The 17091-nt window shown below is 43.0% G+C and carries 13 protein-coding genes; 11 read left to right on the plus strand and 2 right to left on the minus strand.

The window, feature by feature from the left end:
• The 4 genes from FAZ19_RS23900 to FAZ19_RS24355 all read left to right on the plus strand — a co-directional run.
• On the plus strand, positions 1–624 hold a 624-nt coding region (locus FAZ19_RS23900), incomplete at its 5' end, for a DUF6266 family protein (RefSeq protein ID WP_169305671.1).
• Between the two features lie 261 nt (positions 625–885).
• Entirely contained in the window at positions 886–1290 is a 405-nt protein-coding gene (locus FAZ19_RS15570; protein ID WP_136821684.1) for a DUF5675 family protein, read from the plus strand.
• A 233-nt stretch (positions 1291–1523) separates the two neighbouring features.
• Entirely contained in the window at positions 1524–1784 is a 261-nt protein-coding gene (locus FAZ19_RS15575; RefSeq protein ID WP_136821685.1) for a hypothetical protein, read from the plus strand.
• Between the two features lie 243 nt (positions 1785–2027).
• Positions 2028–2159: a hypothetical protein gene (locus FAZ19_RS24355; protein ID WP_262709349.1), complete on the plus strand. Its 132-nt coding sequence runs from the start codon at positions 2028–2030 to the stop codon at positions 2157–2159.
• A 105-nt stretch (positions 2160–2264) separates the two neighbouring features.
• Here the strand turns inward: FAZ19_RS24355 and FAZ19_RS15580 are convergent, their stop codons facing one another.
• On the minus strand, positions 2265–2729 hold the full coding sequence (locus FAZ19_RS15580; RefSeq protein WP_136821686.1) for a ferritin-like domain-containing protein: 465 nt from the start codon (positions 2727–2729) through the stop codon (positions 2265–2267).
• Positions 2730–2843: 114 nt separating this feature from the next.
• Here FAZ19_RS15580 and FAZ19_RS15585 point away from each other — a divergent pair, with 114 nt between their 5' ends.
• The 7 genes from FAZ19_RS15585 to FAZ19_RS15615 all read left to right on the plus strand — a co-directional run bounded on the left by FAZ19_RS15585 (position 2844) and on the right by FAZ19_RS15615 (position 15668).
• Positions 2844–3419 (plus strand): RNA polymerase sigma factor, encoded by a 576-nt coding sequence (locus FAZ19_RS15585; RefSeq protein WP_136821687.1) that lies wholly within the window; start codon positions 2844–2846, stop codon positions 3417–3419.
• Positions 3420–3539: 120 nt separating this feature from the next.
• On the plus strand, positions 3540–4532 hold the full coding sequence (locus tag FAZ19_RS15590) for a FecR family protein (RefSeq protein WP_136821688.1): 993 nt from the start codon (positions 3540–3542) through the stop codon (positions 4530–4532).
• 133 nt (positions 4533–4665) lie between these two features.
• The gene (locus FAZ19_RS15595) at positions 4666–8067 is read left to right on the plus strand and encodes a SusC/RagA family TonB-linked outer membrane protein (RefSeq protein WP_169305672.1); all 3402 of its coding nucleotides are present in this window, start codon (positions 4666–4668) and stop codon (positions 8065–8067) included.
• A gap of 13 nt (positions 8068–8080) precedes the next feature.
• The gene (locus FAZ19_RS15600) at positions 8081–9481 is read left to right on the plus strand and encodes a RagB/SusD family nutrient uptake outer membrane protein (protein ID WP_136821690.1); all 1401 of its coding nucleotides are present in this window, start codon (positions 8081–8083) and stop codon (positions 9479–9481) included.
• 71 nt (positions 9482–9552) lie between these two features.
• Positions 9553–10488 (plus strand): ABC transporter ATP-binding protein, encoded by a 936-nt coding sequence (locus FAZ19_RS15605; protein WP_136821691.1) that lies wholly within the window; start codon positions 9553–9555, stop codon positions 10486–10488.
• Positions 10485–12773: a Gldg family protein gene (locus FAZ19_RS15610; protein WP_136821692.1), complete on the plus strand. Its 2289-nt coding sequence runs from the start codon at positions 10485–10487 to the stop codon at positions 12771–12773. Before FAZ19_RS15605 ends, FAZ19_RS15610 begins: the two co-directional genes overlap by 4 nt.
• Before the next feature lie 84 nt (positions 12774–12857).
• A complete protein-coding gene (locus tag FAZ19_RS15615; protein WP_169305673.1) occupies positions 12858–15668 on the plus strand; it encodes a M16 family metallopeptidase in 2811 nt (936 codons plus the stop codon).
• Between the two features lie 161 nt (positions 15669–15829).
• Here the strand turns inward: FAZ19_RS15615 and FAZ19_RS15620 are convergent, their stop codons facing one another.
• Positions 15830–16933, minus strand: a complete 1104-nt coding sequence (locus FAZ19_RS15620) for a glycoside hydrolase family 88/105 protein (RefSeq protein ID WP_136821694.1) — start codon at positions 16931–16933, stop codon at positions 15830–15832.
• Between the last annotated feature and the right edge of the window lie 158 nt (positions 16934–17091).

A 17091-nucleotide genomic window follows, 5' to 3' on the forward strand; every position in this document is an offset into this window, starting at 1 on the left:
GGAATCAACGGCGCCTATTCAGGTAAGGTAGGCAACGTAATCGGAAGCAGCTGGAGAAATGTAGACTATGTACGCTCCCTTTCGAAAAGAAGTAACAAACCCGCGTCAGCAGATCAACTGGCACAGCGTGCGAAATTTGCACTTGGTGTAAGTTTTCTGTCACCGATCAAGGATCTGCTCAATCTGGGCTATTCGGATGCCCTGCAGGGGCGCTCAACCGGATACAATAAAGCGCTGCAGCATCTGCTGGCGAATGGTATCATGGGCGATTATCCAAATCAGACATTGGATTATGAAGCGGTGGTAATCGCCAAAGGCGGGCTATCGAACCTGATGGGGGTGAGCTGGCAGGAGACCGCACCGCGGGAGGTATCCCTAAGCTGGACGACAGAAACAAACCGTTTCAACGCTTTTTCGGACGATGTGGTGATCCTCCTGATGTACAATAAGGAAAAGTCCTTCTTCAGTATCCTGGAATCGGGTACACGTGCAGACGGTTCGCTGGATCTGACCTTTCCGGAAGTGTATGCAGGGGATAATGTCGTGGGATGGGTATTCACAGGAAATCGAGATGGGGTTAAAACGTCCGGTAGCTATTACCTAGGTGAAATCACTGTCAGTTAAGTGGTTGGTGACTGGTGATTGGTGATTAGTGACTAGTGGTTGGTAACTAGTGGTTGGTAACTGGTGATTGGTAACTAGTGATTGGTGACTAGTGATTGGTGACTGGTAATTAGAGGTTAGGAGATGTTTCTTCTCGTCTTTGCGAGGAGGAACGATGAAGCAATCTTTTTATGGATTGCTTCACTCCACCTCATATCCCCAAGCTTCGGTTCGCAATGACGGTTTAGGTCTCAATACTCAATACTTAATACTCAATACTAAATGAATACACATACACTCTATCTCCGACGGAAATACGGAGAGAAGGGCACAAACGGAACCATCACCTATAACGGTGAACAAATTTGCCATACGATCGAGTTACCATGGCGAAATAATTTGCAACGGCTGAGCTGTATCCCGGAGGGGCGGTACAAACTGCAGAAGACAAAGTACTATAAGCACGGGGAGCAGATCGGAATTCCGGCGGTGCTTGGTCGTGAGGCGATACTGGTCCATGCTGCTAACAACGCGATGAAAGAGTTACATGGTTGTATCGCTCCGGTTACGACGCTCACTGGAGAAGGTACAGGCGACCAAAGTCGTAAGGCGTTGGATAAGCTGAAAGCACTGGTGTACAGCCTGTGGGATATGGAAGCAGAAGTGTTTTTAGTGATTAGGGGGTAAGAATTGAGAATTACGAAATAGGAATTAAGAATTAGGAATGACGAATTACGAATTAGAAATTACGAATTAGGGGGGTGACTAGTGACTAGTGATTGGGAGCTAGTGATCGGGCAGCGGGAATCGGGTAGCCGAGAACGGGAATCGGATTTCTGATTCCAGTTTCCAGTTCTCAAATCTAATATCTCAAATCTAATGTCTAACATCTCATATCTAACATCTCAATACTCAATACTATGCGTAGCATTATAAACAAAATCAGCCAAGCCGTACAGGTGGTACTGCTGGCTCCAATCAAGTTGCCGGGAAAGGCACTCAATATCTTAAAATATGTTGCCGTAGGGTTGGGGATCTTGGAATCTGTCCTCGATGTGGAAAAGCGCGATACAGAAGGCGAAGACCAGCAGGATAAAAGCGAAAAAGTGATTATTGGTTCCATCGATGTTGGCGAACAAGCTGAAGAGGAAACCGATAAGGAGGAGGAACGGGATGAATAGCCATGGTGGCGGTTGGTTTCCAGTGCTGGGCGGAAGTTGCTGTAGTATTATGGGCTTAATCCCCTGGACTGATTTGATCCAGACGATGATACTCGCCGCGGTCGGCACAGTGGTAAGCTACTTGCTCTCGAGATTACTGCCGCGAAAAAAGAGGCGCTAGCCAAAATGATAACGCCCTACTGTAAAAGGTAGGGCGATTTTGTGCTAACAAAGAATGGTTTTAAGTACAAATTGATAGAATACATGGTGAACTACAACACGGTATTAGGATGGCAGATGGGGCCATATAATCCCTGGGCTTCGACGACAAACACCAAGGGAGCGCCGATTTTACAATGGCTGTTCCTACGCGGCGATTACGAGAGCTTCTATTAGCATAATGAAAATTTAGAAGTAAATATTGCTCATACATATAATAAGCCACCAGCTTTAAAGCTGGTGGCTTATTGGTATAATTTGCTTTATAGGGCTATACCACTTTTATGACGATGCTTTCGCAACGTCGCGCAACATTTTAACATTGTCGTGCGCAGCTTGAATTCCCTCTGCCTGCTCCACTAAGAGTGGCATAGCATCGGCAGGAATCTCGCCATCACGCATAGCCGTTTCGTAGGCCGCTTTAATGGCATCTTCACCACGCTCTGCCTCAGAAAGAATACTTGCACGATCTGATCCGCCAAAAAGGGCCTTAACATCGATCCATGCACGGTGTAGTGTACCGGCTACGGTGTTTCCAGTTTCCACATCGCCACCATAGGTCGCGACTAAAGCTGTCAGCTCTTGGCTGTATTTGCGACTTTGCATCGCATAGTCCTGAAAAAGAGCTTTCAAATCCACATTTTCATCGTTGATATCCGCAAGCGCTTTTTCGAAGCCTGCGATCCTATCGTTGTTGAGCTCGATCAAATCATTGATCATCCCAACTGCTTTTTCGTTATTTTGCATAGTTGTACGTTTAGTATATTCAACAAGCAGCAGTCATAAAAGTTCATTTGATGATTGTTTTATAGTCATAAATTAAAACATTCTCTATATTTACAATTCCGAATATAGTTTAGCGTGGCACATAAAGATGGAAAATCCGATGAAGAATTATTTTTCTTGGTTCAACAAGAGGATAGTATCGCCTTCTCTATTCTTTACGATCGCTATTGGCAACACCTGATCAAGAAATCTCTACATAAGCTACAAGATCAAAGCGACGCGGAGGAAGTGGTACAGAATGTATTTGTAAACCTTTGGAAATGGAAAGCCAACATTGCTTTAAAGGGGCATTTAAAATATTATATCTATACCATGCTGCGGCATGAAATTTTTCGCCTCTTAGAGATTCGTGTTCGTGAATCATCTCATTTGCAGCTAGATGAACTATCCTTAAATAGTATTCCGCTAGATCATGCCGATATGCAGCATATGGAATATCTTGAATTGCAGGATCAGATTACACATGTGATCGATGGGCTCCCGGAAAAATGCAGATTGATTTTTAAGATGAGTAGGGAAGAGGGTATGACGGCTAAACAAATTGCTGAACAGTTGGACATATCCCATCGGACGGTGGAGACACAGTTGAGAAAAGCGATTCGCGTACTCAAAAATGCGATTCAGCGTCTACAAGTTTTATTGTTTTTGTGAGCTTTTGATCAATTTCTTGATTAAATAGCGAATATCTCAGTGATAAATTAAAAAAATATCTTTTTTGCGTACGTAGTTTAATAATTTCTTTACTCTATATTAATAGACGACGTTATTAATATGGAAAATATTCCCGAAAATATCAAATTTTTAATGCTCAAATGGAAAACCGAAACACTTTCTGATGAAGAAAGACGGATTTTGGATGCTTGGTACAATGAGGAACTTCCAGATGAAATTTTTTGGTACGGAGAGCAAGAAGATAGTTTGGGCAGCCGTATGCATACCAATATACTGTCGCGTGCAAATATTGCCGAAGAGGTAGCGAAAGGAGTTCGTCACATTACGGTAACAACATGGGCTGCCAGTATTGCTGCCTTGTTGATCCTGTGTTTATTAGGTGCCATATACCTGTGGAAGCGCTCTGACATGCCGGTAACATTGGTGTCGACCGAAACGAAAAAGGCAGAAATAACAAAATTGATCCTTCCGGATCAGAGTATCGTATGGCTTAAGGGCGATAGTAAGCTCTATTATCCGGAAAACTTTACGGGCCAAACGCGAGAGGTAGAGCTGATTGGTGAAGCACTGTTCGAAGTCGTCAAGGATAAAAAGAAGCCTTTTATCATTCATACGGGAGATTATTTTACAAAAGTATTGGGTACGAGCTTCAACTTAAGGGTGGATCCCAAAGACGGAAAATTGGACCTATCGGTGTTGACCGGTACGGTAGAGGTAACGAAAAAACGAAAAGGCTTGGTATTAGAACGGAAATATACCGTCGAAGCCAACGAGACCCTGCGTACCGACGATAATGATCAACTAGTGCCGGCCGAAGTAGTGCCTACCCAGCTTATTACAACTATAACAAAAGGTACGGAATACGATATGAACTTTATTTCGACACCAGTCGAAGACATTATGAGCCGTTTTGAGAAAAAATTTGAGGTGTCTTTTGAAGGATATACGGGAGAGTACAGTTCATGCCGGGTCACGGCCAATTTAACAGATCAATCGCTGGAAACTTCGCTAAAGCTATTGAGCTTGTCTATTAACGCGAATTACAAAATAGAGGACAATATGATAAAACTAACAGGAGGAGGCTGTTTCTGATGCATTAACATTATTTATGAACTAACCCACGAGTGAACAGATAAAATAGGATGCAAGAAATGCGGAGATGCTGCTACATCCCCGCAATAAGCTTGGTCTAATTCATTTTAATTCAACTAAATTAACCTATCAAATGTATAAAAAAAATTTGACATGGATGAGCTGTGCCGTTGCTAAGAGCGGATTAAAAATAAACAAATACAGCAGTTCTTCAAGAAGCAGAAGCTTCATCTTAATATTCTTCTTTCTCTTATCTGCATCCTTTAGTCGGGCACAGGTACTAAAAGAACAAGTAAATCTTAAATTTACAGATACCTCGCTGGAAAAGGCATTACAGGCCATTGAATCTAAAGTGGCAGTACGCTTTGTCTACAATGATAGCCACATGAACGCTGCCAAGAAAGTGACAGGATCGTATACGGGCAGTTTAGCTACCGTAGTAGAACAAATCCTCGCTCCTTTTCAGCTGGACTACGATTTTGTGGACAACCAGTATATTGTGTTGCAACAAAAACGATCTGAACAAAATACCCCCTCAACTGTCGATAATAGGAATAAGGTCAATCAGAATGGTTTTGTACAGTTCGGAAGTGTGGTAGACGAAAATGGAAATTTGTTGCCTAATGTGATTGTCTCTGTAGTGAATGCGGGGAATCTCGTACACACCGATGCCAATGGTCGATTTAATATTGGTGTGATCGATGATTCATATACGCTTTCTATTCGGAGCATGGGATACAAGACCGTAGAGATAAAAAGCCGGCGTTATGAAGACCTTAAGATTCAGTTGGTACCGGATCTATCGAGCCTAGATGAAGTACTGGTGATCGGATACGGTACAACGACACGTCGTAACAGCACCGGATCGACTGTAAGGGTTACCTCCAAAGATATCATGAACACCCCCACGACAAATCTAGCCAGTGCCTTGCAAGGACGTGCTGCCGGTGTTTACGTTTCGCAGGGAAATGGCTTGCCAGGTAGTCCGATGACATTCAATATTCGAGGAGTCAATTCATTGATAAGTTCTGGAAGCACGATAAATCGTAACGCCCCGCTGTTCATCGTCGATGGGATACCTTTTTCTTCTGATGCGATAAATAGCTCAGTCGGTACAGGTTTAAACGGCGCAAATGGTGCGGCGAGTCCACTGAATCTGATCAACCCGCTTGATATCGAAAGTATCGATATTTTAAAAGATGCCGACGCAACTGCTATCTATGGCTCACGTGCTGCCAATGGCGTGGTATTGATCACGACAAAAAAAGGTCGGGCAGGGAAGACGCAGCTTGACGGTATGTATAGACAAGGGGTTGCTAAGGTGAGCAAATTTCTCGACTTATTAAACACAGAACAATATCTAGCTATTCGAACAAAAGCATTCGAAAATGCAATGGCAGCGGATCCAACGTATACGCCTGAATCGGATGATGCCTTTGATCTGACACGTTGGGATCAAAATGCATACACCGACTTTCAAAAGCTACTAATTGGAAATACGGCGAAAACTTCGGACGCTAATATTTCCTTGAGTGGTGGTAATTTAAGTACCAATTTTCGACTTAGTGGTACATTTCATAAAGAGGGTAATGTGTTTGTGGGCGATCAGGGTTATCGCCGGTCGGCTGTCAACTTTAATTTGAGCCATAAAACACTAAACGATAGACTTCAAATTGGCTTCTCGACAATCTATTCGGCCGATAATAACGATGTATCGATATTGGATCAAACGTCGATCGCATACAATTTGCCTCCAAATTATCCCCTATATAATGCCGATGGGAGCTTATATTGGAGTGGACTGAGTTTTGGTGTGCCGCGTAATCCCCTAGGTGATCTAAATCAGACTGTGCAGAACAAAGGAAGTAATTTGATGAGCAATCTGAATTTTGATTTGCGCATCTGGAAGGGACTTTCATTTAAGACCAATCTGGGATATGGTAAGTCGGACATGGACCAAAAGCGTTTGGCTCCGCTATCCTCTATGGATCCGGGTGTTTCAACAAACGTGGCCAACAGCATATTTGCCTACAATTCTATGGAGAATTATTCTGTTGAACCGCAACTGGATTATAATGTGAATATATTCGAAGGTAAACTCAGTACGATGGTGGGAGGTACGTGGCAATATACCACTTCTAGACAGCCATTTTACACGCTGGCAAGGGATTTTATCTCGGATGATTTTCTGGAGAATATTGGATCGGCCGCTTCGGTATCGACATCACGCAGCTCAAGTGAATATAAATATGCATCCCTATTTGGAAGAGTCAATTACAATTGGAAAAGTAAGTATATCCTAAATGTAAACTTTAGAAGAGATGGATCTTCTAGGTTTGCGCCTGATTCGCGCTACGGTAACTTTGGATCGGTAGGTGCTGCCTGGAATTTCTCGGAAGAGACATGGTTAAAATCCATAGACCTGCTAAGTTTTGGGAAGCTACGTGCTAGTTATGGTTGGGTCGGTAACGACAAAATTCAAGATTACGGCTATTTTGATTCTTACCGATCGGTGCCTTATGTATATAATGGCTTGCCCGGAATGGTTCCTTCGCGACTACCTAACAGCAACTTCCGTTGGGAGACATCCAAAAAGTTGGAGACAGGGCTAGAATTGGGATTTTTAAATGACAGAATATCCTTGATTACTTCTTTTTATCGAAATCTATCTGGAGATCAGTTGATTAACTATTCGGTTAGTGGGCAAGCCGGTTTTACAAGTTATCAAGCCAATTTCCCAGCTTTGGTAGAGAACAAGGGGTGGGAGTTTACATTGAATACGCAGAACATAAATACAAAAGATTTTTCGTGGAGAAGTAGTTTCAATATTTCGCTCAACAGAAATAAATTAGCGGAATATCCTGATATCGAGCGATCGGCATACAGTTCGCAGCTGGTCGTTGGTCACCCCATGAACCCGATATATGCGTATCGTTTTACCGGCTTTGATCAGACTACGGGTATGCCAACTTTTGAAGATCTGAATGGCGACGGAAATATATCCTTTGGCTTGTCTGACTATAACTTAGGTGATCGCTTTTTGGCGGGAACGACCTTGCCAAAATATTTTGGCGGATTTTCCAACACTTTATCCTATAAGAACGTAACATTAGATTTTCTATTTCAGTTCGTCAACCAGAAAGGGCGTTCATTTATTGCCAGCTCATTTTATCCGCCGGGTTATAGCATGAATAACTACGCGGCACAGCCGGCATTGGAATATATTAATGCAGGTTTGCCTTCCCAACCTCAGGTCGCTGCAGGATCAAGAAATGCTTATATCGCGTGGTCTAATTATGTTGGTTCGGATGCTGTACTCACAAATACGTCGTTTATACGACTTAAGAATGTGAGTTTATCGTATGATATAAAGGGTGATTTCGTGGAAAGGCTAAAGTTTAAAAATCTAAGACTTCAGGTTCAGGGACATAATCTATTTACCGTGACAGACTATTTTGGATATGATCCCGAATCACAGGGATTAAATTTACCGCCGCTACGTACAATTGTCGGAACATTACAATTTACCTTCTAATATTTAAGCTAGCATGAAAATCAATTTAAAAAAATATATAGGCTTGTTAATAGCAACGGTCGTCTTAACAAGCTGCGAAAAATTACTGGAAATAGATCCGCCACTGAATGAACGTCCTTCTGAAGTAATTTTTAATTCAGAAGTAACCGCAAGGGCTGCGTTATCCGGTGCTTATAGCCAGATGTCAGCCAATAACTCTTTTGCGCAAGAATTTACCCTAATTAATGCCGTTTCGGCAGGTGAGATCGCTACACCAGTAATTACGCTATTGGATTTCACGACCAATACGTATGATCCTATTACAACGACCCGTCTAAGCAGTATTTGGACAGATGTTTATGCTGCAATCTACCGCTTCAACAGTATCATCTTTGGGTTGACGGATAATACGGCTTTATCGTCAGCGCTGACACAGCAGATGATTGCCGAAGCGAAAACCATGAGGGCCTATTGTTATTTTAACTTGGTCAATATGTTTGGCGACGTGCCCTTGGTATTGACCACAGATCCTAACGTAAGCGCATTTCTACCCAGAACAGCGACATCTGAAATTATGGAAAGGCTGATAACGGATCTTGAAGAAGCTAAAGCGGTGTTAAGTACGGCCTATCCAACCAATGGAGGGGTAGCAGGTCGGGCTCAGGTAAATAAGGCTGTTGCTACCGCGTTATTAGCAAAAGTTTATTTACAGGTGGGTAATTTGCAGCAGGCCGAGGTAAATGCAACGGAAGTAATCGACCAACGGGATACGTATGATTTATTGCCTATGGAAGAAATAGGTAATGTCTTTTTAAAGGATTCCAAAGAAGCCATTCTCCAAATGGGACCCGCACTGATCGCCACCAACGGATATACAGTAGAAGGATCAATATTCTTGCCCACAACGTTTACTACTGCCATTAATTATCAGATTAGTGACAACTTACTGGATGCTTTTGAACCGGATGACGCCAGGTACACGTCATGGGTGAGAGAGGTGGATGTACAGGGAGTCTCCCGCTATGTGCCCAATAAGTACAAAAACAATAATCAGGCAGCAGCCACGGCTTCTGGACGTGTAGAAGTTCCTATGTTGTTGCGATTAGCGGAACTTTACCTCATTAGGGCGGAGGCTAGAATAGGTGCCAATCCGACAGGGGCCCGTGCAGATATCAATGTAATACGGAGCAGGGCAGGGCTTGGCGAATTGCCAGCAACAGCAGATTTGGCGCAAGCTGTCCTACAGGAGCGTCAAGTTGAGTTCTTCTGCGAACTGGGCAACAGGTGGTATACCATAAAAAGAATGGGAAGAGCAGATGCTATCATGAGCGCGCTAAGACCGGCTTCGTGGGAGTCGTTTGCGCAGCTCTATCCGATACCGCAGCAAGCTAGAAATACCAATCCTTTCCTGACGCAGAACGAAGATTATAGGTAGTCAAGACATCAATGGATAATATGTGAGAGGAAGCCGCATCGGTTTCCTCTTTCATTTAATTTTTTAAATAAATGGACAATACAATTGTAAAGATATCTCATTTATGGCACCGCTATGGCACGGCGTGGGCTATACAGGATATCGACTTTGAGATAAATGAATTTGGCGTACTGGGACTGTTGGGCTCGAATGGTGCAGGTAAATCTACTACGATGAACATCATGTGCGGCGTGCTAAACCAGGTGAAAGGAAATGTTACGATCGGTGGATTTGACATGAGGGAAAATTCAATAGAGGCAAAAAAGCTGATCGGCTTTCTGCCGCAAAATGCGCCGCTGTATCTTGATCTTACGGTAAATGAATACTTGACCCAGTGTGCTCACCTGAGACTGATTCCTAGAAAAGAGGTTGAAAAGGCCGTGGACCGCGCTATGGCGAAATGTGGTGTAGCACATTTTAGAAATCGACTGATTTCCAATCTTTCGGGCGGTTACAAACAACGGGTGGGTATTGCGCAGGCAATCATACACGAGCCCAAACTTGTCGTTCTCGATGAACCTACGAACGGGCTGGACCCTAATCAGATCTTAGAAGTGCGAAAACTAATCAAGGAAATCGGTGAAGAAAAGGCCGTTATTTTCTCCTCGCATATACTTTCCGAAGTACAGGCTACTTGCGAACAGGTGAAAATGATTGAAAATGGATTGATGGTATTTGAAGATAGTATGGATGCCTTCAACAACTATATTGAACCAGATAGTTTGCTGATGCGGATGGAAAATCCGCCTCTTCCTGAAGTGTTGGAGGTTATTCCAAATATTACTGGCGTGGAAGTGCTGTCTGCCAAGCAGTTTCGGGTTCGCTTTTCTCCAAGTACCTTTGTCAGCGAACAACTTATCGAAGCAAGTGTATCTGCAGGATGGCGTCTGCAGGAATTGACACTTGAAAAAAGTTCGCTCGACCAGATTTTTGCACAATTATCTAATAAAACACCTAATAAGAAATGATGAAGACGACCTTACGCATTGCAAAAATAGAATTAAGTCAGCTTTTTTATTCACCGGTGGCTTGGATCGTATTAATCGTCCTGATTGTACAGTCTGGATGGGAGTACCACAGCACGCTGGAACGGATCTATCAGGCGAAAGAGATGGGGCAAGGTATATCTGGCGCCACTAATCGCCTGTTTTCAGGGTTTAGATCTCTTTTTCCACAGATGCAGGAATACTTGTATTTGTATATTCCGCTCCTCACGATGGGTGTAATAAGCCGAGAGACCAACAGTGGGTCGATTAAATTGCTGTATTCCTCTCCGATTAAAGTCAGTGAAATTATAATAGGAAAGTACCTAGCTATTATGGGGTATTGTTTACTGCTGATATCCGTACTGTTAGGATTGGGTATTTTGACCTTATTCACAGTGAAGGATGCCGAGTTTACGTTGATACTATCCGGTATTATAGGCTTATATATGTTAATCTGCGCATATGCAGCGATTGGTCTTTTTATGTCGAGTTTAACGACGTACCAGGTCGTAGCCGCAATTAGTACGCTGGTGGTATTAGCTGCATTGAATTTTGTGGGTGGATTATGGCAGGATATCGAATTTGTTCGGGATATTACCTATTTCCTTTCTATCTCCGGCAGGGTGGAAGAATCGATCAACGGACTGCTCACAAGCAATGACATCTTCTATTTCATAATTGTCATCGTTCTTTTTCTCGGATTGACCTTCCTTAAACTGCAAACAGAGCGTCAAACGTTGAGTCTAGCAAACAAAACCATGCGCTATGCGGGGTTTGTCGCTGTGATGCTGTTGATCGGTTACGTAACATCCTTGCCTCAATTTATGCTGTACAAGGATATGACGACCAACAACAGCCGTACACTGACAGCGAGCAGCCAGGCTATCATTAAACAGTTTGATGAGCCTGTTCAAATAACTACTTATGTCAATTTGTTGGATGAAAACTATCACTCTGGCTTGCCTTCTAGCCGCAACATGGACAAAAAGCGATTTGATATGTACCTGCGCTACATGCCTTTCTTGAAAATGGACTATGTATACTATTGGGCGCATAGCACCAACGAACGTATCTACCAAGAAAATCCGGGCCTGAATGATGAACAGTTGGCCAAAAAGATGGTCAAGATAAATAAACTGCCGTTTGATATGTTTCTGACGCCAGCACAAATTAATGAAAAAATTGACTTAAGCGCAGAGAAAAACCGCTTTGTGAGGAAGTTAACGTACAAAGATAAATCCACTTATTTAAGGGTTTACGACGATCTGTTTAGACATCCAAGCGAGAAGGAAATCTCTGCTGCATTTAAGCGCTTACTCGTGGAGGCGCCTAGAGTGGGCTTTGTGGTAGGTCATAATGAACGGAGTACGCAGCGCTCCGGGGATCGGGATTACCAGATCGCTACTACAGAAATCGCATTTCGTTATGCTTTGGTCAACCAAGGCTTTGATGTCGTCAATGTGGATCTAAAAGGTAACATCGATCCGAATACGCTTAATATTTTGGTGATCGCCGATCCGATGGGTGATTTTGAGCAAGCCGAATTGCAATATCTTCAGCAGTATATTGAAAATGGAGGAAACCTGATGGTATTGGCCGATCCAGAGAACAAATCGAATATTGAACCGATCTTAGGTATGGTGGATGTGAGGTACGAAAATGGTCTGCTCGTACAACAGAGTCAAGATTATGAGCAGAATTTTATCCTAGCGAATGTTTCCAAGACGAATTGGTTGCAAACTGTTGGTGAAAGCAATTTTCTGAAAAATGACAGTGTCTTGGTATCGATGCCATCTGCGGGTACGTTGTCGGTTTTACCAAATACACGATTTTCGGCAAGACCGTTGCTGGTCACGCAGGCTGTCAATACTTGGAAACAGGAGGGATTAGTAATAGACAGAACCAAAGAGTTGGTCGATGAAAGGAACAACGCGGATAAAAAATCTTTTCCATTGGCTTTAGCCCTGACACGGGAGATAAAGAATAAGGAACAGCGCATCTTAGTCGTAGCCGACGCTGATTTTATCAGCAATGCAGAGCTTAACCGACAATCGCCTCGTACAGCAAACTTTTCGGTCATGACCGATATTTTTCGCTGGTTCAGCCACAATGAATTCCCTATCGATATCAATAGACCGGAATCAATTGATGAGGGGCATGTGACGGCATCGCAACTTAACTATATCAAATGGGGTTGGCTGGGAGTATTGCCTTTGTTGATTGCAGGGGCGGTGATGACTTTGTTAATACGTAGAAAAAGAAGATAGAAACATAGGGTCAAAACCATACAGCTGGGCAATCTATTGATAGGCTGTATGGATACACAATGGCGTATACATAACAACATAGTAATGTACATAAAAAAACAACATAAAAGACGAAAGATAATAGTAATAGGAGTCTTCATAGCACTGTTGATGGGAAATCTCGTCCACGCGCAAAGCCTACTGTTAGATTCAACAGTAAAGGTGGGCGAATTGCCAAATGGTTTTCGATATTTTATAAAAACAAACAAGCACCCCGAGAAACGTGCGGTATTGTATTTGGCAAATAAAGTTGGTTCGATATTGGAAGAGGAGCATGAGCGCGGATTGGCTCATTTTATCGAGCATATGAATTTTAAAGGTACACGTCATTTTCCCAAAAACCAGCTTATCGATTATTTGGAAAAGGCCGGGGTTAGATTTGGTGCCGACCTGAATGCCTACACGTCTTACGATGAGACCGTCTATCAGCTTCCACTGCCCACAGACGATACCGAACTATGGAAGAATGGAATGCAAATTATGCGGGACTGGGCGGCCGAGGCCGTAATGGACAAGACCGAATTTGAAAAGGAACGCGGAGTGATACTTGAAGAGAAACGACTGCAACATAATGCATCGGGACGAATGCGGGATCAGTATATGCCTACTGTCTACAATTTTTCGCGCTATGCGGAGCGCTCACCAATTGGTCTGGAGGAGGTAATTGCTAAAGCCGATATTGCCGTCCTTAAAAATTTCTACAAGGAATGGTATAGACCAGATCTACAAGCGCTTATTGTAGTGGGGGATATCGATGTTCAACAGGTTGAGCACCAGATTAAAACGTTGTTTTCTGATTTAAAGCCTAGGGGGGGGACTATGCCCCGACCTGTCTACACTATTCCTTTGATAGATAGCACACGTTTCATTCAGGTCAAAGATCGGGAGTTTTCAAATCATCAGATTGAAATCGTGTATAAACGCAATGCAACGGCAATGACGCGGAAGGAAGAGTTTAAGGAAGCTCTGGTGGAGGATATTTCAAATAGCCTGGCTGCGGCACGTATACAGGAAGTGATGCGGGAAGGGAGCAAACCTTATCTAGGAATTAGTATAGGTGCTGGTGCTTTTGTTTCTAATTTGGGGGCATTTAACGTTCGCATAGCTTTGACGCCCGATAAATGGGAAGAGGGCTTTAAGGCAGCGTGGACAGAGGTAGAAAGGATGGTTCGGTATGGGTTCACGGCCGATGAACTGCAGGATGTTAAAGATAGGTTATTAGCAAGAATTGCGTTGCAGGAGAAAGAAAAGGACAAGATTGCCTCGACGAGATTGGTAGAAGATTACCTGGAATACTTCCTTAAGGGGGCGGCGTATCTATCAATAGATCAACGGATCTCGTTGTCCAGAGAACTGTTGGAAACAATCGGGCTGGAGGATGTTCAACATTTTATTAAAGGCTATCTAGAGGAAAAGGATCGCGTTATTCTGGTATTAGCGACAGACAAACCTGGAAATCAATTGCCCGGACAAGCACAGGTGCTGGACTGGATGAGTGCGGTAGAGGCGAGCGAAATCAAAGCTTACCAGCAAGACCGTACAACCGTTACCTTATTAGAAAATTTCGCTGGAAAGGGTAAGGTTGTTCAAGAGAGCAAAATTAACGATTTGGGCTTGACACATTGGACACTAAGCAATGGTGCAAATGTGTATGCAAAGCCGACTGTGTTCAAGAACGACGAAGTACTTTTTACTGCATTTAGCAAGGGTGGAAGCTCATTATATACAGATTCTGACTATTATTCGACGATGAACGCGTCTGCACTTATCATGAATAGTGGGGTGGGTAATTTTACCCTATCACAGTTAAGTCAGTTTCTTAACGCCAAGGCGGTACAGGTAATGCCTTATATTGGTGAACGCGAAGAGGGATTAAATGGCAGCAGCAATATCCGTGACCTGGAAACCGGTCTTGGTCTCGTACACCTGTACATGACAGAATCCAAATTGGATACGGCTCGATTTGGACTTATCATGGAGCGATCGAAAACAGCCATGCAAAATCGTGCTGACGATCCGCGGCGTGTTTTTTCGGATACGGTTGGAAATATTTTGGGTAGCTATCATTTTCGTCGTCAGCCAAACTCGATCGCAACGATTGAGCAAATAAAAGCGGATCGGGTGGAGGCTATTTTCAAAGAGCGCTTTGCAAATGCCGGAGATTTTACATTTGTTTTCGTCGGGAATTTTGAGCTGGATTCGCTGAAACAATTGGTAGAGAAATATATAGGTTCCTTACCTTCAGACTCTGCCCGCGAAGTGGCTAAGGACCTAAAAATCCGCGTACCCGAAGGAAAAATAAGAAAAGATCTTAATCTAGGCCAGGGGGATAAGGCCACCGTGCAGCTTGTCTACAGTGCTAGCTTTCCATATGATAGTAACAATAGTCTCTACCTGGAGGCATTAAAATCTGCTATTGATTATCGACTGATTGAAAGGTTGCGTAAGCAAGAAAGCGGAGTGTACTCGCCAATGGTTCAATTGACAAAGTCGAAGCATCCTACTGAGTTTTTTGCAATCGTCATTTCATTTGATTGTGATCCGGACCGAAAGGAGGAATTGATTAAAGCTGTACAAGAAGAATTAACCAAATTGAAAAATCACGGCATACTGCAAGAAGAGTTGGTTAAATTTGTCGCTGAAGAAGCCCGGGCCATTGAGCTCAAGGAAAAGTCCAATCCATTTTGGCTATCGTATTTAAAGGGGCAGCTGGAAAAAGGGGAACCTTTGGACGAATTTTCGAAATACCCCCAGCTTTTAAAGGAGGTGGATCTTACGACAGTTAATAAGGCTGTTCGAGCATTATTAAAACTGGACAATGAAATCATAGTTACATTGAGTCCTGATAAGGACTAAAGGACCTACACTTTTATATTATAAAGTAAAAGAACCTGAATCAACATCATGATTCAGGCTCTTTTGTTATGGTGAGATTAAATAAAAAAGCCCAATCTTTCGATTGAGCCTCCTCCACTTATAAACGGTTTAGGATATAATTCTGAATAATGGAATGATGTTTACTTTTCTAACAGGGCATTGACACACCAAAGGTAGGGCGCCTGACCATGGTAATCGCCTGTTCGACGTGGACGGTCATAATAATACTGTTTGTCATTCTTTTTATTTGTACCCACACACACCTCCGACACAGCACCTTTCTCATTCACGTAGGATACTAAGGCCATCCATGCTTTCCGGGCGGCAGGCGCATATTCTTTTGCATCTAGCCATCCTTGTTTTACGCCGGTAATAAATGCGTAGGCAAACATAGCAGATCCAGAAGTCTCTGCCCATGAGTCGGGCTCATCGATCAATTGATTCCACATGCCGCTTGCTGTCTGATATTTCTTCAGGCTTTTCATCATGGTATGATATCCTTTCATAATACGCGGACGGTCTTTGTGATTTTCGGGTAGGTAACGAAGTAACTCGGTAACACCTGCAGCCATCCAACCATTACCCCTCAACCAGTAGAATGGAACATCGGGTGCATGATAGAAAAGCCCATTCGGACGCTGTAATTCATCAAGATACAGTACCATTTCCTTGGCTGCACGATCAATGTATTTTAGGTCTCCGGTCACTTTATACGCTTGGGTCTGCACGATCGTAATCATGTACATATCATCAATCCATAGGCGTGTTTGCCAGGTATACCCCTTCTTTGCCCACTCTTTTTCTTCTGGCTTTGCATCCGCAGGTACTTCCCATTGGGTATCTGCATAGGGCATGCCCAGATCATAATAGCGTTTTTCGCCTGTTATTTGATAAAGTGTCAATGGCAGGCTGCCAAACATATTTAGATCGACATGATTTTTAATGGGCAATAGTGCTTTTTCTGTTGTAAATAGTGGTTCAAATTTGTTTTGCAAAATTTTAACGAACGCCTTGTCTTCCGTTAGTGCAGCAAATTTGAGCGCACCGTTCCAATAAAATGTTTCGGGATAACTAATCCATTTTCCGGCATGCAGTGCATGCTTTGCTTCTTCAAAACGGTATGCAATTAATTTTCCAACTTCTTGGGGGGTGTATCCTTTTGGAAATTCGGACAGTGTATGATCCTGAGCAAATAGAAACCGGAAAGGGAGCAGTAGCATGAGTGCCAACCATTTTTTATACATCACATTTAAATTTTAATTTGTAAATACTATTCTACAACTGTTTATAATTGTTAATTATGCCTGTGGCTAACAATATTAAAAGCAAAGTTGAAGATTATGGATGGTAGATAAATGCTGTTTTTGGTCAATATATTAACAAATTGTATCAGCAATCAGAC

It is taken from the genome of Sphingobacterium alkalisoli (genome assembly GCF_005049105.1).
Classification (GTDB): Bacteria; Bacteroidota; Bacteroidia; order Sphingobacteriales; family Sphingobacteriaceae; genus Sphingobacterium; species Sphingobacterium alkalisoli.

Excerpts from the sequence above, each read along its gene's own strand:
- FAZ19_RS15590 (WP_136821688.1), top strand. The coding sequence starts at position 3,540 with ATGGAAAATATTCCCGAAAATATCAAATTTTTAATGCTCAAATGGAAA.
- FAZ19_RS24355 (WP_262709349.1), top strand. The coding sequence starts at position 2,028 with ATGGTGAACTACAACACGGTATTAGGATGGCAGATGGGGCCATATAAT.
- FAZ19_RS15610 (WP_136821692.1), top strand. The coding sequence starts at position 10,485 with ATGATGAAGACGACCTTACGCATTGCAAAAATAGAATTAAGTCAGCTT.
- FAZ19_RS15605 (WP_136821691.1), top strand. The coding sequence starts at position 9,553 with ATGGACAATACAATTGTAAAGATATCTCATTTATGGCACCGCTATGGC.
- FAZ19_RS15620 (WP_136821694.1), bottom strand. The coding sequence starts at position 16,933 with ATGTATAAAAAATGGTTGGCACTCATGCTACTGCTCCCTTTCCGGTTT.
- FAZ19_RS15615 (WP_169305673.1), top strand. The coding sequence starts at position 12,858 with ATGTACATAAAAAAACAACATAAAAGACGAAAGATAATAGTAATAGGA.
- FAZ19_RS15580 (WP_136821686.1), bottom strand. The coding sequence starts at position 2,729 with ATGCAAAATAACGAAAAAGCAGTTGGGATGATCAATGATTTGATCGAG.
- FAZ19_RS15600 (WP_136821690.1), top strand. The coding sequence starts at position 8,081 with ATGAAAATCAATTTAAAAAAATATATAGGCTTGTTAATAGCAACGGTC.
- FAZ19_RS15595 (WP_169305672.1), top strand. The coding sequence starts at position 4,666 with ATGTATAAAAAAAATTTGACATGGATGAGCTGTGCCGTTGCTAAGAGC.
- FAZ19_RS15570 (WP_136821684.1), top strand. The coding sequence starts at position 886 with ATGAATACACATACACTCTATCTCCGACGGAAATACGGAGAGAAGGGC.
- FAZ19_RS15575 (WP_136821685.1), top strand. The coding sequence starts at position 1,524 with ATGCGTAGCATTATAAACAAAATCAGCCAAGCCGTACAGGTGGTACTG.